Source organism: Reyranella massiliensis 521 (genome assembly GCF_000312425.1).
Taxonomy (GTDB): Bacteria; Pseudomonadota; Alphaproteobacteria; order Reyranellales; family Reyranellaceae; genus Reyranella; species Reyranella massiliensis.
Map to the genome: position 1 here is coordinate 5,162,352 of NZ_HE997181.1, position 19,438 is coordinate 5,181,789.

Here is a 19,438-nt window from a genome sequence, read left to right on the forward strand (position 1 = left end):
AACCCGATGTCAGGACCGGCCACCCGAAACAACGCGCGCCGCGACTTCTACGAACGCATTGGCGGGCTTTCGATGGCGCCGCTCTGGGAGTCGCTGCATCAGCTCGTGCCGCCGCAGCCCGCGCCGAAATATCAGGCCGCGCACTGGGACTACGACAAGGTCCGGCCCTTTCTGATGGAGTCGGGGGCGCTGATCACGGCCAAGGAGGCCGTGCGGCGCGTGCTGATCCTGGAGAATCCGGCAATGCCGGGCAGCGCCTGTATTACGCCAACGCTCTATGCCGGCCTGCAGCTCATCCTGCCGGGCGAGGTGGCGCCGTCGCACCGCCACACCCAGTCGGCGCTGCGCTTCATCGTCGAGGGCGAGGGTGCCTATACCGCCGTCGACGGCGAACGCACGATCATGCACGAAGGCGACTTCGTCATCACGCCAACCTGGACTTGGCACGATCATGGCAACGATTCATCGAAGCCGATGGTCTGGCTCGACGGCCTCGACATCCCGATGGTCGCGATGTTCAACGCAGGCTTTGCCGAGAACGGCGCCGAGGACGAGCAGGCCATCACGGCACCCGCAGGCACGTCGGATGCGAAGTTCGCCAGCGGGCTGCTGCCGGTCGACTGGAAGCCCGCCCGGCAGACTTCGCCGATCTTCAACTATCCTTATGCCCGCACGCGCGAGGCGCTGGAGGGGCTCGCCAAGGCGGGTCCCCCCGATGCCTGCCACGGCTACAAGCTGCGCTACGTCAATCCGGCGAGCGGCGGGGCGCCGATCGCCACCATGGGCACCTTCATGCAGCTCCTGCCCAAGGGCTTCGCCAGCGCGCCCTATCGCAGCACCGACGGCATGGTCTTCTCGGTGGTCGAGGGCGAAGGCGAGAGCCGGATCGGCGACATGGTGATGCGCTGGAAGAAGCGCGACCATTTCGTGGTGCCGAGCTGGGCCACGGTCGAGCATCGCGCCGACAGCGACGCGGTGCTGTTCTCCTTCTCCGACCGGCCGGTTCAGGAGAAGCTCGACCTGTGGCGCGAGGATCGCGGCGGAAAATAAGGAGCTGCCGCTCGGGAGGCGGCCGGCGCCTCTAGGCGGTTCGGCGTTTCTGGGCCGCGACGGAACCCGCGCACTGGTCGGGCGGGCTCAGCGGACGCAGCTGCATGTCGTAGGCGTCGGCGAACTCGGCGCGCCAGGGCTGGCCGTCGCGCTGGTACATAGAGACGAACAAGGTGCAGCCGTCCGACTGGTAGCGCAGGACGCGCGCCTGCCCGTCCTTGCGGTCGAGCTGCGGCGCCCCCAGAAGCGCCGTCAGTTGCGTCTCGTCGAGGCCCTTGAGGCGATCCTGGGAAATCGGTGAACCGGCGTTGCGCGAGCTGAAGACGCCCTTCTCGCCGCCGGTAAGAGAATATTGCTGATTGCCTGTCTGGCATCCCCCGAGCAAGAGGATCGATGCCAGTGCCCCCGTCGTCCATTTCATGCCCGCACTTTAGCGCGGGCTTGTCGGTAAATTAAGGGGTGGCCGCAGCATTTGCGCGATGTGGACCATCATCGCGACCCCGAGGACCGGCACGATCAGGTTCAGGATCGGGATGGTGCCCAGGAAGACGATGGCCGCGCCGGTCAGCCAGAGGGTGCCGCTGTTGGCCTTGCGCCAGGCGCGCACCTCGGCCGGGTCGCGACGGCGCAGCGCCACCTGCTCGTAGTATTCGCGGCCGGCCAGCCAGCCGTTGACGCCGTAGAACAGGGCGGCGCCCAGTCCGGCCACGAACAGCGCGACGAGGTAGAAGGGCAGCATCAGCAGGTTCAGGACGATCAGGGTCACCAGGAACAGGATGCCCGACCAGATGCCGGTCCAGACCGGGATGCCCCGCGCCGGCCCGAGCTTCGGATAGTGCTCGCTCTCCACGATGTCGGCGATCTTCTCCATGAAGATCGAGATCACGATGCCGAAGCTTGCGGGGAAGAGCATCAGCGCCAGCACGATCACCGCGCCGCCGCCCAGCCAACGGATGCCCTCGTTGAGCCAGCTCCACTGGAAGGTCGCGAAGGACTGCAGCGCCCACCAGGCCAGGACGCCGATGCCCACCTGCAGCACCAGCGACAAGGCCAGTGACTGCCAGATGATGCTGCGCAGCCGGGGGTCGCTGAGCTGCCGGACCGCGAGTTCGAAGGCGCGGATCATGCGCCTTCGTTAGGCCTGTGCGCCGACGACGCCCGCGGCCTTCAGCTCGCTGATCTCCTTGGCCGAGAAACCGCGTTCGCCCAGGATCTCGTCGGTGTGCTGGCCGCGCTTGGCCGCAGGTCCCCGCACGCCTTCCTTGGTGCGCGAGAAGCGCGGCGCTGCCGCGGGCTGCTGGAAGCCCTGGACGTCGACATAGGCATTGCGGGCCTTGGCGTGCGGGTGGCTGGGTGCTTCCTTCATGGTCAGCACCGGCGCGAAGCAGATGTCGGTTCCTTCCATGATCGCGCACCATTCGTCGCGCGTCTTGGTCTTGAAGATGCCTTCGAGGCGGGTCCTGAACTGGCCCCAGGACTTGCGGTCCATCTGCGCCGGCAGCGATTCGCCCTTCAGCCCGGTTTTCTCGAGGAGCAGCTCGTAGAACTGCGGCTCGATCGAGCCGATGCAGACATGCTTGCCGTCCTTGGTCGCGTAGGTGCCGTAGAAATGCGCGCCGCCGTCGAGCATGTTGGTCTCGCGCTCGGCGTCGTTCCAGAGACCGGCACCGGCCATGCCGTAGATGCCGCCCAGCAGAAGGGCCGCGCCGTCGACCATGGCGGCATCGACCACCTGCCCCTTGCCCGAACGTTGTGCTTCGAGGAGGCCGCACACCATGCCGAAGGCCAGCAGCATGCCGCCGCCGCCGAAATCGCCGACCAGGTTGAGCGGCGGCATCGGCCGGTCCTTGCCGCCGATTGCATGCAGCGCGCCTGTGAGGGCGATGTAGTTGATGTCGTGGCCGGCCGCCTTGGCGAGCGGGCCTTCCTGACCCCAGCCGGTCATGCGGCCATAGACCAGTTTCGGATTGCGCTTCAGGCAGACGTCCGGCCCGAGGCCGAGCCGCTCGGCGACACCGGGACGGAACGGCTCCGTCAGGCCGTCGGCCTTCTCGATCAGCCGCAGCACGACTTCGATGCCTTCTTTCTTCTGCAGATCGACCGAGACCGAACGGCGACTTCTGTTATGCACCGCGAACTTGGGATCGGCGAGGCGGTCCATCACATGCGCCTTGGTGCGATCGACGCGGATCACGTCGGCGCCCATGTCGCCCAGCATCATCGAGCACATCGGGCCCGGTCCGATGCCGGCCAGCTCGACGATCGTCAGTCCCGAAAGCGGCCCCGCCATGATTCCCTCCTGCAGAATGCGCCATTCTTGATGCGCCAATGGTAGCCGAAGGGTTCGGCGTTACAAAACCTGTCCTCCAGTCTAAAGTTCGCGCCGCGATAAAGACGGTCGGAGGAATACGGGATGGAGTTGGGCCGCATTGTCACGACGGCAGCGCTGGTATTTGGCCTGGCGGGATCGGCGCTGGCCCAGCAGGCTGCACCGTCGGCGAAGCCAGCCCCAGTGGCCAAGGAATACAATCAGCAGTTCCTGGTGCCGGGCTCGTGGTTCCATGGCGTGCATGGTCTCGCCTTCAACAAGGACGACCAGCTCTTTGCCGGCTCGGTGGTGGGCCAGACTATTTACCGCGTGCAGGTGGATTCCGGCGAAGTCGATCGCGTCATCGATCCGCCGACGGGCATGGCCGACGACATCGCTTTCGCCGACGACGGCACGATGGCATGGACGGCCTTCCTCCTGGGCAAGGTCTATATCCGCAAGCCAAACGGCAAGACCATCGAAGTCGCGCAAGGTCTCAGCGGCCCGAACTCGCTTGCCTTCGGCAAGGACGGCCGCCTCTTCGTCACCGAAGTTTTCCTGGGCGACGCGCTCTACGAGATCGATCTCAAGAACGTCGACAAGCCGGACTTCAAGCCGTTTGCCCGCAACGAACTGCGCCGCATCGCCGAGAAGATGGGTGGCTTGAACGGTTTCGAGATCCACAAGGACGATGGCTTCCTCTACGGGCCGATCTGGTTCAAGGGCGAGATCGTCAAGGTGAACCTGGAGACCGGCGCATCCGAGGTGATCGCTTCCGGGTTCAAGATCCCGGCGGCGGCCAACATCGACCCGCAGAACCGCGACAACATCTACGTCGTCGACACGGGGACCGGCGGCATCTGGAGCGTCAGCCTGACCAGCAAGGCGAAGAGGCTGGTGGCATCGATGAAGCCTGGCCTTGATAATTTGGCCTTCGATTCGCGCGGCCGTCTGTTCGTGACCTCGATGACCGACAACGGCATCTATCTGGTCGACAAGCAGACCGGGTCGTGGCGCACCATCGTCGAAGGCAAGCTCGCCATTCCGGCCGACCTCGCCGTGACGACGGAAGGGGCGAAGGAGACGGTGCATGTCGCCGACGTGTTCAGCTATCGCAATGTCGACGGCACGACCGGGGCGGTGACCGACATGCTGCGCGTGCATGGCGAGACGCATTCCTATCCGACGGGCGTCTCGGTCGGCCCCAAGCACACGCTGCTTTCGAGCTGGTTCTCGAACACCGTGCAGAAGATCGACCGAAAGACCGGCAAGCTGGTGGCCACGCTCGGCGAGTTTGCGGCGCCCGTCGATGCACTGGAGGCCGCCGACGGCACGATCTACGTCGCCGAACTCGCCACGGGCAACCTCGTGAAGGTGAGCCCCGACGGCAAGACGCGCACGAATATCGTGAAGGAGCTGCGCGGCCCGGTGGCCCTTGCGCAGGGAGCCGGCACGCAGATCTACGTCACCGAGATCGCGGCTGGTGCCGTGACCCAGATCGACGTGGCGTCGGGTGCGCGCAAGGTCGTGGCCGACAATCTCGCCGGCCCGGAAGGCATCGACGTCGGACCGGACGGCAAGCTCTACGTTGCCGAAGTCGGCCAGAAGCGAGTCGTCGCCATCGATCCGGCTAACGGCCAGAAGGTCGTGATCGCATCCAACCTCGATATCGGCTTGGCGCCGTTCCCCGGCGGGCCGCCGGCCCTGATGCCGACCGGCGTGGCGGTGAGCCGCTCCGGTGCGGTCTATGTCAGCGCCGACATCCGCAATGCCCTCTACAAACTGACACCGCCCAGCCCATAAGCGAGTACGCGATGCCCGGCATTCCCTTCATCAAGGATTTCAAGTTCGACTACGGCACGGCCATGGAGGTGACGCCGCTGATCCGCCGCGTCGTCGCCAACAATCCCAATCCGTTCACCTTCAAGGGCACGGGCACCTACATCATCGGCCATGGCAAGGTCGCCGTGGTCGATCCCGGTCCCGACCAGCAGGACCATATCGACGCCGTGCTGCGCGCGCTGCGCGGCGAGACGGTGACGCATATCCTGGTCACCCACACCCACATCGACCATGTGCCGGCAACGCCGGCGCTTGCCAAGGCGACGGGCGCCAAGGTCTACAGCTACGGTCCGCATCCCAAGCCGCCGGAAGGCGATCACGCCGAGGAACCCGGCGACCTTTCCTTCGCGCCCGACGTCAAGCTGAACGACGGCGACGTGATTCAGGGCGATGGCTGGAACGTCGAGGCCGTCTATACGCCCGGCCATATCTCGAACCATCTCTGTTTCGCCGTGAAGGAAGACAAGGCGCTGCTCTCCGGCGACCATGTCATGGGCTGGTCGACGGCCGTGATCTCGCCACCCGACGGCAACATGGCCGACTACTTCGCCAGCCTGCGCAAGCTCCTGCCGCGCGACGAGACGCTCTATATCCCGACGCACGGGGCGGAGATCCGCGATCCCAATCCGTTCGTGCAGGCCTATATCGAACATCGCCTGGGCCGCGAGGCGCAGATTTTGGCGCGCCTGAAGGATGGGCCGCAGACGATTCCCCAGATGGTCGCCAAGAACTACGCCGATACGCCCGTGCATCTGCATAAGGCAGCCGGCCGGTCGATGCTGGCGCATCTCGTTCAGATGGTGAAGGACGGCCGCGTGAAGACCGAGGATGGCCGCGCCAACATCGACTCGGCCTACAGACTCTAGGAAGTCGATTCCATGGACCTGAAGTTGAACGGCAAGACCGTCCTGATCACCGGCGGCAGCCGTGGCATCGGCTTTGCCTGCGCGATGGGATTCGCCGCCGAAGGCTGCACCGTGCACATCGCCTCGCGGTCGAAGGAGTCCCTGGAAGCGGCGCGCGAGAAGATCCGGGCTCGGCACAATGTGCCGGTGGAGATCCATCCTGCCGATTTTTCCCAGGGCGATACGGCGCGGGGCGTCGTCGAGGCCGTGGGGCACGCCGACATTCTGGTGAACAATGCCGGTGCCATCCCGCGCGGCGACATCTTCGGTATGACCGAACCGAAGTGGCGCGAGGCCTGGGAACTCAAGGTGTTCGGCTACGTGAATGCCACGCGCGCCATGCTGGAGAAGATGTATACCCGCAAGAAGGGCGTGGTGGTGAACGTGATCGGCCTCGCGGGCGAAAGCTACAACTACGACTATGTGGCTGGCACGATGGGCAATGCCGGTCTCATGGCGTTCACCCGCGCCGTTGGCTCGCGCAGTGTCGACCAGGGTGTTCGGGTCGTGGCGATCAACCCGCCGGCCACGCGTACGGATCGGATGTTGACCCTGCTGCGCGGCCAGGCCGAGCAGAAGTGGGGCGATCCCGAGCGCTGGCCCGAACTCACCAAGCATATGCCGTTCGGGCGCGCTGCCGAGCCCGACGAAGTGGCCGACCTCGCGGTGTTCCTGGCGTCCGATCGCGCGAGCTACATCAGCGGCGTGGTGATGACCCTCGACGGCGGCCAAGCGGCCCGACACTAGGCTGCGGCGGCCTTTCCGCGCGGCGTCGTTCTTCCACATGACGGCGCGGGGTGCTGGCGCAATAGTGCCGCCAACAAAGATGAACGATCCCCTCTCTCACGCGTGCGCGCTGCTGCATTCCGTTTTCGGGTTCAACGAGTTTCGGCCCGGACAGGAAGAGATCGTGCGTGCCGTGCTGGCGGGCGAGAATGTGCTGGCGGTCATGCCCACCGGCAGCGGCAAGTCGCTCTGCTACCAGCTTCCGGCGATCACACGGCCCGGCCTCACCTTGGTGATCTCGCCGCTGATCGCGCTGATGCGCGACCAGGTTCGCGCGCTGACGGCGGCCGGTGTGGCGGCGGGCAGTCTCAATTCGAGCAACGAACCTGCAGAGAATGCGCGCGTCATGGGGCTGCTGCGTCGCGGCGAGCTGCGGCTGCTCTACGTCGCGCCGGAAAGGCTGGCGCGGCCGGATACGGTGGAAATGCTGGCCGAAGCCCACGTCTCGATGATGGCGATCGACGAAGCGCATTGCGTCTCGCAATGGGGCCACGATTTTCGCCCGGAGTATCTGAGCTTGGGCAATCTGGCGCGCCAGATCGGCGGTCGCCTGCAGACGCTGGCCTTCACCGCGACGGCCGATGCGCCGACGCGCGGCGACATCGTCGAAAAGCTGTTTGCCACGTCGCCGCGTATCTTCGTTCGGAGCTTCGACCGGCCCAACCTCAAGCTGGCCTTCAAGCCGAAGGAGCGTTCGACGCGGCAAGTCCTGTCCTTCGTGCAGGCCCATCAGGGCGAGAGCGGCATCATCTATTGCGCCTCGCGCCGCAAGGTCGAGGAGTTGGCGGCCGCCCTGGTGGCGGCAGGCGTGCGCGCGCTGCCCTATCATGCCGGCCTCGACAAGGCGGTGCGCGACGCCAACCAGGACGCGTTCCAGCAGGACGATGGCGTGGTGATGACGGCGACCGTGGCCTTCGGCATGGGCATCGACAAGCCCGATGTGCGTTTCGTCTGCCATGCCGACCTGCCGGCCAATGTCGAGGCCTACTATCAGGAGATCGGCCGCGCCGGCCGCGACGGTCTGCCGGCCGACACGCTCACGCTCTATGGCCTGGGCGACATGCAGCTTCGCCGCCTGCAAATCGAACAGGGTGAATCATCTGACGAGCGCAAGCGTATCGAGCGCCAGCGGTTGGGGGCGCTGCTGTCTCTCGCCGAAGCGCCGCGCTGCCGTCGCCAGACCCTGCTTGCCTATTTCGGCGAGCCGTCGGAGACGTGCGGCAACTGCGATCTCTGCCAGGAGGGCGTCGAGCTCTTCGACGGCACGATCGACGCGCAGAAGGCGATGTCGGCCATCGTGCGCACCGGCGAGCGATTCGGCATGGAACATCTGGTCGCCATCCTGATCGGCGACCTCACCGACAACGTTCAGAAGTTCAATCACGAGAAGCTGCCGACCTTCGGCGTCGGCAAGGATCGCAAGGCTGCCGAGTGGCGCTCGATCTTCCGTCAGCTCTCGGCGGTCGGCCTGATTGCGCAGGACCTGCTGGAGCACGGCCGGTGGTGGGTGACAGACGACGGCTGGCGCGTGCTGAAGGGCGAGCAGAAGATCGAGCTGCGCAAGGACCTGACGTCCGGCGCGGCCGGCAAGAGCTCGCGCCGTGACCGGCGCGCCGCTGCAGCGACGATCGTCGGAGACGGCGACACGGTGCTGCTCGATGCGCTGAAGGCGCTGCGTACCAAACTCGCGCGTGCGCAAAATGTTCCAGCCTATGTCGTGTTCTCGGATCGGACTTTGGCGGAACTGGCGACCCATCGACCGGCCAGCGAGCGAGCCATGCGGGAGATTCACGGGGTCGGCGACGCCAAGCTGGAGCGCTACGGCGCCGCCTTTCTGGAGGTCATCCAGGGCGCCGAGGCCTAGCAGAAAGGCCGGTTTTCGGAACTTCCGCCTCCCGGCATCGTTAAACCAGTCGCTCTCCTCGCTGCGACCCTTTCGCTGCTCATCGAGAGCATAGGCGAGGTGGAGAGGGACGATGGACTGCCAGAAGGAAAGGCCAAAAGCCCGGACCGGGGTGCCGGGACTGGACGATATTCTCTTGGGTGGTCTTGCCGTCGGAAGGGTCTTTCTCCTCGAAGGCAGCCCGGGCACCGGCAAGACGACGATGGCCCTGCGGTTCCTGGTCGAGGGCGCCCGGGAGGGCGAACGCGGCCTCTATGTCACGCTATCCGAGACGGAGCAGGAGCTGCGCGGTGCGGCCACGGCCCATGGCTGGGAGCTCGATGAGAAGATCGACATCTTCGAGGTCGTGCCGCCGGAAAGCCTGCTCGACTCCGATCAACAACAGAGCCTCCTCTACTCCTCCGACCTCGAGTTGGGCGAAACGACAAAGCTCATCTTTCAGGCGGTTGAAAAGAGCAACGCTCGGCGCATCGTCCTCGACTCGCTGTCGGAGATTCGCCTCCTGGCGCAGAGTTCGTTGCGCTATCGCCGGCAGATCCTGGCGCTCAAACACTACTTCGCCCGGCATGGCGCAACGGTGCTGATGCTCGACGACCTTACGACCGACACTCTCGACAAGACGGTCCATTCGGTTGCCCATGGCGTGATCCGGCTGGAAGAGCTCACTCCGGACTACGGCGCGGAGCGTCGCCGCCTGCGCGTGGTCAAGTATCGCGCCCAGGGGTTTCGGGGCGGCTACCACGACTTCATCATCCGTCGGGGCGGTGCGCAGGTTTTTCCGCGCCTTGTTGCCAGCGAGCACCGGCTGAACTTCGAGCGAGGCCGCGTCACCTGCGGTATCAAGTCCCTCGACCTGTTGCTCGGCGGCGGCATCGAGCAGGGCTCGAGCACGCTCATCCTGGGTCCTTCGGGGTCCGGCAAGACGACGCTTGCCTGGCAGTTCGTAGCCGAGGCGGTGCGACAGGGCGACAAGGCCGCGATGTTCATTTTCGACGAGGAGCTTGGCCTCCTGTTCGATCGCGCCAAGCCGCTCGGCTTTGATTTCGAGGCGATGATCGCCAGTGGAAGGTTGCGTATCACGCAGCTCGACGCCGCCGAACTCTCGCCCGGTGAATTCGCTCACGCTGTCCGTTCGGCAGCAGCCGACCAGGGTGTGAAGACGGTCGTCATCGACAGTCTCAATGGATACCAGACGTCGATGCCGCAGGAGAACTCTCTGATCCTGCACATACACGAGCTTATCCAGTACCTGAACCGCATCGGAGTCTCGACATTCCTGACCGTGGCGCAGCATGGGCTGGTCGGCGAGATGAAATCGCCCGTCGACATTACGTATCTAGCCGATGCGGTAATTCTGCTGCGCTACTTCGAAGCCGAAGGGGCCGTCCGACGCGCTCTCTCGGTCATCAAGAAGCGAGGCGGCGAGCACGAGGACACGATTCGGGAATTCTGGATCGAACGCGGCCTGCATATCGGCGAGCCTCTCACGCAGTTCCATGGTGTGCTGCGCGGCACGCCTGTGTTGCCGAGCAGCGCTCCGCAGCGACGAGCCGAGAAGGGCGAGTGACTGCGCCCGCCGAACGATCGCTGCGCGCGCTGGTGTTGGCCCCCCGCGGTCGCGACGCAGCGGTAGCCTGTTCGCTCATCGAGCAGACGCATGTGTCGTGTGTCGTCTGCCCAACTCTCAGTGTCCTGGTCGAGTCTCTCGACGACGACGTGGCTTTCTTCCTCATTACCGAGGAGGCAATCCGCGGCGCCGACCTGAAGCATCTCGCGGCCTGGTTCGCCAGCCAGCCGGCGTGGTCGGACCTGCCGGTGCTGCTCGTGACGGATCATGGGGGCGGCCCGGAGCGCAATCCGATTGCATCGCACTGGTTGGATACGCTGGGCAACGTCTCGTTCCTCGAGCGGCCCTTCCATCCCACCACGCTCGTCAGCGTCGCACGTGCTGCCGTGAAGGGCCGTCGCCGGCAACACGAGACGCGGTCGCTGCTGGAAGATTTGCGCGAAGGCGAGGTCCGGCTGCAGCAGGCCAACGACATCCTCGAACGGCGGGTTGCCGAGCGGACGGCGCAGCTTCAGCATGCCCACGACGAACTCCTGTCGCAGATCGCAGAACGCGAGCACACCGAGGCGAAGCTCCGCCAGGTGCAGAAGATGGAAGCCATCGGCCAGCTCACCGGCGGCGTGGCGCATGATTTCAACAACCTGCTGACGGCAGTGATCGGCAACCTGGAGCTTCTCCGCAGGCGTTTGCCGGCCAACCCGGCGAGCGACCAGCTCATCGACGGCGCCATGCAGGGTGCCCAGCGCGGCGCTGCGTTGACACAACGGCTCCTGGCCTTCGCGCGCCACCAGTCGCTGGAACCGATGCCCGTCGATCTGGCCGACCTCGTCCGGGGAATGGAAGATCTGCTGCGGCGATCCATCGGTCCTTCGGTGGAGATACGGTTCGACCTGCCGCTAGGACTTTCGGCAGCCTATGTCGACGCCAACCAGGTCGAACTTGCGCTTCTCAATCTCGCCGTGAACAGCCGCGACGCCATGCCCGCCGGAGGAAGTCTCACGATCGTCCTCGATGAAGTCGAGAGCGCAGACACGAGAGACCTGGATGCAGGTCGGTATCTCCGCCTTACGGTATCGGACACAGGTGTCGGCATGGATGGGCAGACCCTGCAGAAAGCGATCGAGCCCTTCTTCTCCACGAAGGAGGTGGGCAAAGGCACCGGCCTTGGCCTGTCCATGATCCATGGCCTCGCCCAACAGCTCAAAGGGGCCCTGCGCCTGTTCAGCACACCCGGCCGCGGCACGTGTGCGGAACTGTGGCTGCCTGTTGCGGATGGCGCTCCGGCGGCGGCTGTCGCCCGGTCGGAATCGGTGACGCCTGCGGCGAAGAAGCATGCGACCCTGCTCTTCGTCGACGACGACTTTCTGATCAGCCTGTCGACGACGGCGCTTCTGGAGGACCTCGGCCATACGGTGGTGACGGCGTCGTCCGGCGGGGAAGCGCTCGATGTTCTGCGAACGGGCAAGCCGATCGACATGATGATCACGGACTATGTGATGCCGGGAATGACCGGCCTGCAGCTTGCCGAGCAGGCACGCTCCTTGCGGCCCGAATTGCCGATCCTGCTGGCGACCGGCTATGCCGACCTGCCGGCACGCGCCAACCTCGACCTGCCGCGACTCAACAAGCCCTATCAGCAGACGGAGCTGGCCGAGCAGATCGAGGCTCTGCTCGGCTAGCGCCTCGGCCTGGCCGCAGAAGCGGTAGGATCCGGTGTATCCGTTGGCGGTGCGGCTACAGGCCGATTTCAGGCCTTCTTGATCGGCGCACCCATTGACCACAGGACGCCAAACGGGTCACGGAACTGGCCGTAGCGGTCGCCCCAGAACATGTCCTGCACCGGCAACACGACTTCTCCGCCGGCCTTGACCGCGTGATTGAACGCGGCATCGACGTCGTCGACTGCGAGATGCAGGGTGAAGCCCGCCGGCTTCTCCAGCGGATGACCATGCTCAGGGAAGACGTCGGCCAGCATCAGCGAGCCGCCATTGATCACGAGATGAATGTGCATGTAGCGACCCTTGTCGTCGGGCGGCATGCGCATGACTTCCTTGGCGCCGAGCGCCTTGACGTAGAACTCGGCGGCCTTGGCGGCGTTGCTCACCGACAGGTACGGGCAGGGGCCACCGAGAACCGGAGGATGGGCGTTGGTCATGACAGTCTCCTTGGCTGTTGTCATACGCCAAGGACGAACGAGCCTGGCGCAATCCGACATCGTGATCGGAAGAAGTTTTCTCAATCCTCTGCGCGGTAGCGACGGAGAAGAAATTGCTGCGCAGCGAGGGCGGCTACGAGGAAAGTCGGTCCAGGTGTTGGCGGATGTGCGCTGCTTCGGCCGGCGTGTTGGCCAATGCGATCGCGCGGCCGAAGGCTTCGCGCGCTTCGTCGGCCCGTTCGAGCTGCTGTAGCAAGGCCCCTTTGACGCCGTGGAAATAGAAATAGCTCTGCAGCCGGGAGCCCAGAGGTTCGATCATCTCCAGAGCAGCCTGCGGGCCGCTGACCTTGGACACGGCGACGGCGCGATTGAGCGTCACCACGGGCGAGGGCTGCAGGCGTTCCAGATTGGCGTAGAGCAGGTCGATCTGTTTCCAGTCCGTGTCTTCGGCGCGGCGGGCCCGGGCATGGAGTGCGGCAATCGCGGCCTGGATTTGATAGGGGCCGGGTTGGCGATGGCGCATGGCCTTGTCGATCAAGGCCAGGCCTTCGGCGATGTGGCCCTGGCTCCACAAGCTGCGGTCCTGATCCTCGAGCAGGACGATGTTGCCGTCCTTGTCGAAACGCGCTAGCGCGCGTGACTGCTGCAACTGCATCAACGCCGTCAGGCCCATGATCTCGGGCTCGGTCGGAAAGAGGCGCAAGAGGAGGCGCACCAATCGGATCGCCTCTTGCGCCAGCGGTGCGCGCGCGTCGGCTTCGGCCTGGTTCGCCGAATAGCCTTCGTTGAAGGTGAGGTAAACCATGGCTGCGACGGTCGCGAGCCGTTCGGCCCGTTCCGGCGCGCCGGGCGTCTCGAAGGCTATCTTGGCGTTGCCGACGCGGGCCTTGGCGCGCGTGATGCGCTGCTCCATCGCCGCTTCGCTGACCAGGAAGGCGCGCGCGATCTGCGTCACGGAGAGGCCGCAGACGACGCGTAAGGCCAGCGCAATCTGCTGGGTCGATGGCAGCCCGGGATGGCAGCAGATGAAAAGCAGCCGCAGGATATCGTCGCGGTAGTGGTCGCCGTCGAGCCGTTCGGCCATCGAGGCTTCGGCGTCGTCGAGGTCGGAGAGTTCCGCCTCGTCGGGCAGTTCGGTCTGCTTCGCGCGTTTGCGGACATCGTCCATCGCCGCGTTGCGTCCGACCAGGATCAGCCACGCGGCGGCGTCGCGGGGCGGACCGTTCTGCGGCCAGGTCTTCAGCGCCCGCAGGCAGGCTTCCTGGAAGGCTTCCTCGGCCGTATCGAGGTTGCGGAAGTAGCGCAGCAAGGCCCCCATGACCTGGGGGCGCGCCGCACCGACAACCGCATCGATCCAGCCGAGATCGCTCATGCCGCTGGCTTCTTTTCTACGGGCAGGCGGCTTTCATGCATCTGCGCCACCGGCCGGATTTCGTAGCTGCCGGTGCCCGGGTTGGCCTTGGCGAGATCCCTGGCGACGTCGATGGCGCCCTCCAGCGACTCGCAGTCGACGATGTAGAAGCCGAGAAGCTGTTCCTTGGTTTCGGCGAAGGGACCGTCGATCACCATTTCCTCGCGGCCCTTGCGCAGGGTGGTCGCGGCCGTGGTCGGCAACAATCGGGCGACGGGGCCGATCCGGCCCTGTTTGGCCAGCTTGTCATGGACCGTGAGCAGCCGGGCCATCGTCTGATCGTGATACTCCTTGGACCAGGAGCCGACGGCGTCCTCGGAATTGTAGCAAAGGATGGCGTAGAGCATGCAGAAAGGCCCTCTTGTTACCCAGGACGAAGAGATAGGGGCTCTGCCGACAGTTCGGCACAAATAATTCATCCCTCGGAGGGGAGGGGACTCGCGAAAGGCGTACCCGCCTTGAGAAGCCGATAACGGCCGTCCTGGATTTCCGCTGCCGTCACGATGCCGGTGCGGGCGCTGCCGCCGTCGAGACCGAGCCGGTCGCCCTCGAACAGGTGCGGGTCTTCGAGGCCGCTGATCGCGCGGTGCTTATCGGGCGGGGTGTGGCCATGCACCACCAGAGTACCCCCAAATCCACCCTTCCAGTCGAGGAAGCCATGGTTGATCCAGGCCCAGCGCGCCTCCGTGAAGAGGGTCCAGGGCCTGGTCAGGAACTCGTCCGGGTCGGCATGCGGGTCGAGGCCGCCATGGACGAACAGCGTATTGCCCAGCCGGACGTGCGACCGCATGCCCTGCAGGCGATGTACGACGGCGTCGCCCAGCGCCTCGGCCAGCAGCTCTTGGCTCGCGTGCGTTGCAGGATGGCCCGCCTTGGCCGCCATTTGGTCCAGCAGGACATGGCCGCCCATGCGCTTGGACAGCCACATGGTCTCTGCCTTGTGGGCGTGCGGTCCGCCGGTGACCGCGAGCATCATCATGATTTCGTGATTGCCCATCAGCCGGTCGACATGGTCGACGTCGTGCGCCTCACCATTTTGGGCCCACAGCTCGAGGACGCGGATGCTGTCCGGCCCGCGATTGATCATGTCGCCGAGGTAGATCAGGCGCCGCCTTCCAGTAGCGTCGCGCGCCAGCCCGGCAATTGCGCCCAGCAACCCCGCCAGCTCATCGGCGCAGCCATGGACGTCGCCAATGGCGAACACCGTCTCGCCCTTGACGTCGAACGGGGCGGATTTCCAGTCGGAGATGGAAACAGGGACGGACATGTCCGGAATGCTAGCTCCATTCCCGACCCAAATCCCGTGCTATGCTGGGGCATCCGACGCAGATCGGAAGCACTGGGAGGATGACGATGACAGGCTTGAACCGCCGTCGCGTTCTGGCGTCCGTGGTGGGGGGTGCGCTTGCTGCACCGGCGTTGGTCCGCGCCCAAGGATCCTGGAAACCCGACAAACCTATTACGATCTACAACCCGCTGGCGGCCGGCGGCGTGTGCGACGTGCACTTGCGTTTCCTCGGTGAGCGGGTGAGCCGCAAGTGGGGCCAGCAGATCATCGTCGATGTGAAGGCGGGTGCCGGCGCGACACTCGCGGCGGCGCAGATGGTGAACACCAAGCCGGACGGCTACACGATCGCCTGCATGACCATCAACAGCCTGCGCTACCCGCATTACCAGGCGGCGAACTGGCATCCGCTGCGAGACTTCTCCTACATCATCGGCCTGTCCGAATTCACCTTCGGCGTCGTCGTCCGCGCCGATGCACCCTGGAAGACGATCGGTGAACTGATCGACGCCGGCAAGCGCGACCCCGAGAAGCTGAACTACGGCACCAGCGGCGTCGGAGGTACGGGCCATTTGCTGATGCTCGAAACCGAGCAGGCCACCGGCGCGCGCTTCACCCATATTCCCTACAAGGGCGGCGCGGAATGGATGCCGGCGCTGCTGGGTGGTCATATCCAGTTCGTGCCCGACGGCGCGGCATGGGCACCTTTCGTCGAAAGCGGAAAGGTGCGTGTGCTGGCGATGGCGACGGAGAAGCGCTTCGGCCTCTATCCCGACAAACCGACTCTGATCGAAAGCGGTATCAATGCCGTGGCCGTCAGCCCCTACGGCCTGGTCGGACCCAGGGACCTACCGCCGCAGATCATCCAGGCCCTGCACGATGCGATCAAGGAAGCGATGGCCGATCCCGGCCATCAGCCGCTTCTGGACAAGTACATCCAGGAACCCTGGTATCGCGATCCCGCCGGTTATCGCACCTTCGCCGAGAAGTACTATGTCGACATCAAGCCGACATTGGTGAAAGCAGGGCTGGCGAAAGCGTGAGGACTGCTTTGAGGCGAACCCGGCCTAGCGAGAGTCGTTCTCGCGGATGAAGGTGCGTACGCGCGGCATGATCTGCTCGCGCCACTTGCGGCCGTTGAAGATGCCGTAGTGGCCGACCCGCGGCTGTTCCCAGTGCGCATGGCGGGCGCCGGGAATGTTGGGAGTCAGCGCATGCGCGGCCTTGGTCTGGCCGACGCCGGAGATGTCGTCGAGCTCGCCCTCGACCGTCATCAGCGCGGTTTCCATGAACGACGGGTCGATCTTGCGGCCGCGGCTCACCCAGGCGCCGCGCGGAAGCAGATGCTCCTTGAACACGACCTGAATGGTCTGCAGGTAGAACTCGGCGGTGAGATCCATCACCGCGAGATATTCGTCGTAGAAGGCGCGATGGCCAGCCGATGAATCGCCGTCGCCTTTGATCAGATGCTCGAACTGGCGCATGTGGGCGTTCACATGCCGGTCGAGGTTCATGCTGATGAAGCTGGTGAGCTGCAGGAAGCCGGGATAGACCCGGCGCAGCGCGCCGGGATAGTTGAGCGGCACTGTCGAGATGACGTTCTGGCGGAACCACATCATCGAATTACGCATGGCGAGGTCGTTGGGGACCGTCGGGCTGATGCGTGTATCGATCGGGCCACCCATCAGGGTGATGGATTTGGGCTGACGCGGATCCTTCGCCTCGGCCATCAGCGCCGCCGCTCCCATTACCGGCACCGAAGGCTGGCAGACGGCAATCACGTGAACGTCCGGGCCGAGATAGCGGCAGAATTCGATGACGTAGTCGATATAGTCGTCGAGGTCGAAATTGCCCTGGGCCAGCGGCACCTCGCGCGCGTCGATCCAGTCGGTGATGTGCACGTCGTGGTCGGGCAGCAGCGCCTCGACCGTGCCGCGGAGCAGGGTGGCGAAATGGCCGCTCAAGGGCGCCACGACCAAAACCTTGGGGTCGCGCCGCGTCGTGTCCCGGCGGAAATGCAGGAGCTGCCCGAACGGCTTGCGCAGCAGGATCTCTTCGTTGACCGCGACGGTTTCCTCGCCGACCTGCGTCGTGTTCAGCCCGAAGGCAGGCTTGGCATAGGTCTGGGTGAGGCGGGCCACAATCTCGGCGCCGGCCGCGACAGACTTGCCGAACCATGTATCAGCCCACGGATTGTAGGGGCTTGAATAGGCCTGCTCGAGCACGTTCGCCCAAAGGCGGACCGGCGTCGCGAGCTGCCGCTGGAATTCATAGGCTTGATAGAGCATCCGGCCGGGATTGTACGCCTGGCCGAAGGCTTGTCACTTTAATAGTGCACTGCACAAATAAGGCAGATTCAACGACTTAGGTCGAATTTACAGCAAACGACCCACAGTATTGGCGATCTGCTCGGCTTTGGCATCGTGCGTGAAGTGGGTGACGAACCGGCCATTGCGGTCGAGCAGATAGACGATGGACGAATGGTCCATCAGATAGGGCCCGCCATCCTTGCCCGGGACCTTCTGATAGTAGACGCGGTAGGCGCGCGCCACGTCGGCGACCTGCTGGGGCGTGCCGGTAAGGCCGATGAAGGTCGGCCCGAAATTGGGGACATACCCCTTGAGCAGCTCCGGCGTATCGCGTTCCGGATCGACGGTAATGAAGACCAGATTCACCTTCTTGGCGGCATCGGGGCCGAGCTTCTCGACGGCCGTTTCCATCAGCAGCAGCGAGGTCGGGCAGACGTCCGGGCAGAAGGTGAAGCCGAAATAGATCAGCGTCGGCTTGCCCTTGAGGCTGTCGCTGGTGACCGTGCGGCCGTCCTGGTCGGTGAGCGTGAAGGGGCCGCCGATGGTCTGCCGCTCGTCGCCCTTGACGACGTCCCAGGCAATCCAGCCGGCGGCGGCGGCAAGAGCTGCGATCCACACGCCCAGCAGCGTCTTCATCGTGGCTGACATGGACCCGAAGATGGTCCGAGCCGGGTCGCTCGACAAGCCGGACGCCTCGTCGCACAACAGGATGTGACCTCAGCCCGACGCATCCTCGTCCTCGGCGGTGGCTTTGCCGGCCTCTGGAGCGCACTTGCTGCAGCCCGAGCGCGCGAAGCGCTTGGTGCGCAGCAGATCGAGGTCGTGCTGCTGAACGACACGCCCTGGCATTCGATCCGCGTGCGCAACTACGAGGCCGATCTTTCGCAGACGCGGGTGGCGCTCGACGAGGTGTTGATGCCCGTCGGCGTGCGACGCCTCGAAGGCAGGGTGACGGGCATCGACGTCGCCACGAAGACCGTGACCTACGAGGCCAGGGGACCGCAGACCCTCGGTTACGACCGGCTGGTATTCGCTCTGGGCAGCCAGCTTTCGCGGCCCAACTTGCCCGGATTGGCGGAACATGGCTTCGACGTGGATACCTACGGCGCCGCAATGCGGCTCAACAAGCATATTGCCGGCTTGGGTCCTCGGACCGCGTCGACGGTGCTGGTGGTGGGCGGCGGCCTGACCGGCATCGAGGCTGCCGCGGAGATGCCGGGCAAGCTGCGGGCGGCAGGCGTCGCTGCGCCGCGCGTCATCCTCGCCGACCATGCGCCGCGCATCGGTTCGGACATGGGCGAGGGCGCCGTGCCGGTGATCGAAGAGGCGCTGGCTGCGCTCGGTGTCGAGAGGCGCGGCGGCGTTTCGGTGGCGTCGATCGATGTCGCCGGTGCGACCCTGGCGAGCGGCGAACGTATCGAGGCGGAGACTGTCGTCTGGTGTGCCGGCATGCGGGCTCATCCGCTGACCGCGGCCTTTCCGGTCACGCGCGATCGATTGGGCCGGCTGCCGGTCGATTCGTTCCTGAAGATCGAGGGGCTGGCGGCGGAGTTCGCCGCGGGCGACGTCGCGTCGTTCCTGATCGACGGCACGCATTCCTGCGTGATGTCCTGCCAGCATGGCCGGCCGATGGGCCGCTTTGCCGGTCACAATGCCGTCTGCGATCTGCTGGGCCAACCGATGCTGCCGCTGCGGATCGACTGGTACACGACCATCCTCGATCTCGGGCCCTGGGGCGCGCTCTATACCGAGGGGTGGAACCGCAAGGTCATGTCGCAGGGCCAGACGGCCAAGCGCACCAAGGAAACGATCAACCGCGAACGCATCTATCCGCCGCGGACCGGCGGCCGGCAGGCGATCCTTGATGCGGCGGCACCGACGGTGCAGACACCACCAGTTCGTTACGAGTGAGGGGGA

18 protein-coding genes are annotated in these 19,438 nt (G+C 65.2%); 9 read left to right on the forward strand and 9 right to left on the reverse strand.

The annotated features are described in order from the left end of the window. Positions 1-6 precede the first annotated feature (6 nt). Entirely contained in the window at positions 7-1,050 is a 1,044-nt protein-coding gene (gene gtdA / locus BN60_RS25185; RefSeq protein WP_020698955.1) for a gentisate 1,2-dioxygenase, read from the forward strand. A gap of 31 nt (positions 1,051-1,081) precedes the next feature. Here gtdA and BN60_RS25190 read toward each other — a convergent pair whose 3' ends face one another. The 3 genes from BN60_RS25190 to BN60_RS25200 are packed head-to-tail and all read right to left on the reverse strand — an operon-like array spanning position 1,082 to position 3,340. Then, positions 1,082-1,471 carry a hypothetical protein gene (locus BN60_RS25190; RefSeq protein ID WP_020698956.1) on the reverse strand — a complete coding sequence of 130 codons (390 nt, stop codon included), beginning with the start codon at positions 1,469-1,471 and terminating at the stop codon, positions 1,082-1,084. Between the two features lie 9 nt (positions 1,472-1,480). Next, entirely contained in the window at positions 1,481-2,176 is a 696-nt protein-coding gene (locus BN60_RS25195; protein WP_020698957.1) for an EI24 domain-containing protein, read from the reverse strand. Positions 2,177-2,185: 9 nt separating this feature from the next. Next, positions 2,186-3,340: a CaiB/BaiF CoA transferase family protein gene (locus BN60_RS25200; protein ID WP_020698958.1), complete on the reverse strand. Its 1,155-nt coding sequence runs from the start codon at positions 3,338-3,340 to the stop codon at positions 2,186-2,188. Between the two features lie 123 nt (positions 3,341-3,463). Here BN60_RS25200 and BN60_RS25205 point away from each other — a divergent pair, with 123 nt between their 5' ends. The 6 genes from BN60_RS25205 to BN60_RS25230 all read left to right on the forward strand — a co-directional run bounded on the left by BN60_RS25205 (position 3,464) and on the right by BN60_RS25230 (position 12,040). Then, entirely contained in the window at positions 3,464-5,161 is a 1,698-nt protein-coding gene (locus tag BN60_RS25205; RefSeq protein ID WP_020698959.1) for an outer membrane protein assembly factor BamB family protein, read from the forward strand. 11 nt (positions 5,162-5,172) lie between these two features. Then, positions 5,173-6,066, forward strand: a complete 894-nt coding sequence (locus BN60_RS25210; RefSeq protein WP_020698960.1) for an MBL fold metallo-hydrolase — start codon at positions 5,173-5,175, stop codon at positions 6,064-6,066. Between the two features lie 12 nt (positions 6,067-6,078). Further along, positions 6,079-6,852 (forward strand): short-chain dehydrogenase/reductase, encoded by a 774-nt coding sequence (locus BN60_RS25215; protein WP_020698961.1) that lies wholly within the window; start codon positions 6,079-6,081, stop codon positions 6,850-6,852. Between the two features lie 79 nt (positions 6,853-6,931). Further along, positions 6,932-8,755 carry a DNA helicase RecQ gene (gene recQ, locus BN60_RS25220; RefSeq protein WP_020698962.1) on the forward strand — a complete coding sequence of 608 codons (1,824 nt, stop codon included), beginning with the start codon at positions 6,932-6,934 and terminating at the stop codon, positions 8,753-8,755. Positions 8,756-8,867: 112 nt separating this feature from the next. Beyond that, entirely contained in the window at positions 8,868-10,361 is a 1,494-nt protein-coding gene (locus BN60_RS25225) for an ATPase domain-containing protein (protein WP_020698963.1), read from the forward strand. Further along, a complete protein-coding gene (locus BN60_RS25230; RefSeq protein ID WP_020698964.1) occupies positions 10,358-12,040 on the forward strand; it encodes an ATP-binding protein in 1,683 nt (560 codons plus the stop codon). Before BN60_RS25225 ends, BN60_RS25230 begins: the two co-directional genes overlap by 4 nt. Before the next feature lie 68 nt (positions 12,041-12,108). Here BN60_RS25230 and BN60_RS25235 read toward each other — a convergent pair whose 3' ends face one another. From BN60_RS25235 to BN60_RS25250, 4 genes are all read right to left on the reverse strand, one after another. Further along, positions 12,109-12,516, reverse strand: a complete 408-nt coding sequence (locus BN60_RS25235; protein ID WP_020698965.1) for a VOC family protein — start codon at positions 12,514-12,516, stop codon at positions 12,109-12,111. Positions 12,517-12,649: 133 nt separating this feature from the next. Continuing rightward, positions 12,650-13,888, reverse strand: a complete 1,239-nt coding sequence (locus tag BN60_RS25240; protein WP_020698966.1) for an RNA polymerase sigma factor — start codon at positions 13,886-13,888, stop codon at positions 12,650-12,652. Next, complete coding sequence (locus BN60_RS25245) at positions 13,885-14,274, reverse strand: YciI family protein (protein WP_020698967.1); 390 nt, start codon at positions 14,272-14,274, stop codon at positions 13,885-13,887. Before BN60_RS25245 ends, BN60_RS25240 begins: the two co-directional genes overlap by 4 nt. Positions 14,275-14,342: 68 nt before the next feature. Beyond that, positions 14,343-15,194 (reverse strand): metallophosphoesterase, encoded by an 852-nt coding sequence (locus tag BN60_RS25250; RefSeq protein ID WP_020698968.1) that lies wholly within the window; start codon positions 15,192-15,194, stop codon positions 14,343-14,345. 86 nt (positions 15,195-15,280) lie between these two features. Between BN60_RS25250 and BN60_RS25255 the strand changes: the two genes are divergently transcribed. Then, entirely contained in the window at positions 15,281-16,255 is a 975-nt protein-coding gene (locus BN60_RS25255) for a Bug family tripartite tricarboxylate transporter substrate binding protein (RefSeq protein ID WP_051150190.1), read from the forward strand. Positions 16,256-16,279: 24 nt separating this feature from the next. Here BN60_RS25255 and BN60_RS25260 read toward each other — a convergent pair whose 3' ends face one another. Both BN60_RS25260 and BN60_RS25265 read right to left on the reverse strand, forming a co-directional pair. Beyond that, on the reverse strand, positions 16,280-17,500 hold the full coding sequence (locus tag BN60_RS25260) for a polyhydroxyalkanoate depolymerase (protein ID WP_020698970.1): 1,221 nt from the start codon (positions 17,498-17,500) through the stop codon (positions 16,280-16,282). Between the two features lie 87 nt (positions 17,501-17,587). Continuing rightward, positions 17,588-18,157: an SCO family protein gene (locus BN60_RS25265; RefSeq protein ID WP_245539841.1), complete on the reverse strand. Its 570-nt coding sequence runs from the start codon at positions 18,155-18,157 to the stop codon at positions 17,588-17,590. A gap of 75 nt (positions 18,158-18,232) precedes the next feature. On the opposite strand from BN60_RS25265, the gene BN60_RS25270 reads away from it, so the two are divergent. Beyond that, a complete protein-coding gene (locus BN60_RS25270) occupies positions 18,233-19,432 on the forward strand; it encodes an NAD(P)/FAD-dependent oxidoreductase (RefSeq protein WP_020698972.1) in 1,200 nt (399 codons plus the stop codon). Positions 19,433-19,438 lie beyond the last annotated feature (6 nt).

Excerpts from the sequence above, each read along its gene's own strand:
- gtdA (WP_020698955.1), top strand. The coding sequence starts at position 7 with ATGTCAGGACCGGCCACCCGAAACAACGCGCGCCGCGACTTCTACGAA.
- BN60_RS25190 (WP_020698956.1), bottom strand. The coding sequence starts at position 1,471 with ATGAAATGGACGACGGGGGCACTGGCATCGATCCTCTTGCTCGGGGGA.
- BN60_RS25195 (WP_020698957.1), bottom strand. The coding sequence starts at position 2,176 with ATGATCCGCGCCTTCGAACTCGCGGTCCGGCAGCTCAGCGACCCCCGG.
- BN60_RS25200 (WP_020698958.1), bottom strand. The coding sequence starts at position 3,340 with ATGGCGGGGCCGCTTTCGGGACTGACGATCGTCGAGCTGGCCGGCATC.
- BN60_RS25205 (WP_020698959.1), top strand. The coding sequence starts at position 3,464 with ATGGAGTTGGGCCGCATTGTCACGACGGCAGCGCTGGTATTTGGCCTG.
- BN60_RS25210 (WP_020698960.1), top strand. The coding sequence starts at position 5,173 with ATGCCCGGCATTCCCTTCATCAAGGATTTCAAGTTCGACTACGGCACG.
- BN60_RS25215 (WP_020698961.1), top strand. The coding sequence starts at position 6,079 with ATGGACCTGAAGTTGAACGGCAAGACCGTCCTGATCACCGGCGGCAGC.
- recQ (WP_020698962.1), top strand. The coding sequence starts at position 6,932 with ATGAACGATCCCCTCTCTCACGCGTGCGCGCTGCTGCATTCCGTTTTC.
- BN60_RS25225 (WP_020698963.1), top strand. The coding sequence starts at position 8,868 with ATGGACTGCCAGAAGGAAAGGCCAAAAGCCCGGACCGGGGTGCCGGGA.
- BN60_RS25235 (WP_020698965.1), bottom strand. The coding sequence starts at position 12,516 with ATGACCAACGCCCATCCTCCGGTTCTCGGTGGCCCCTGCCCGTACCTG.
- BN60_RS25240 (WP_020698966.1), bottom strand. The coding sequence starts at position 13,888 with ATGAGCGATCTCGGCTGGATCGATGCGGTTGTCGGTGCGGCGCGCCCC.
- BN60_RS25245 (WP_020698967.1), bottom strand. The coding sequence starts at position 14,274 with ATGCTCTACGCCATCCTTTGCTACAATTCCGAGGACGCCGTCGGCTCC.
- BN60_RS25250 (WP_020698968.1), bottom strand. The coding sequence starts at position 15,194 with ATGTCCGTCCCTGTTTCCATCTCCGACTGGAAATCCGCCCCGTTCGAC.
- BN60_RS25255 (WP_051150190.1), top strand. The coding sequence starts at position 15,281 with ATGACAGGCTTGAACCGCCGTCGCGTTCTGGCGTCCGTGGTGGGGGGT.
- BN60_RS25260 (WP_020698970.1), bottom strand. The coding sequence starts at position 17,500 with ATGCTCTATCAAGCCTATGAATTCCAGCGGCAGCTCGCGACGCCGGTC.
- BN60_RS25265 (WP_245539841.1), bottom strand. The coding sequence starts at position 18,157 with ATGAAGACGCTGCTGGGCGTGTGGATCGCAGCTCTTGCCGCCGCCGCC.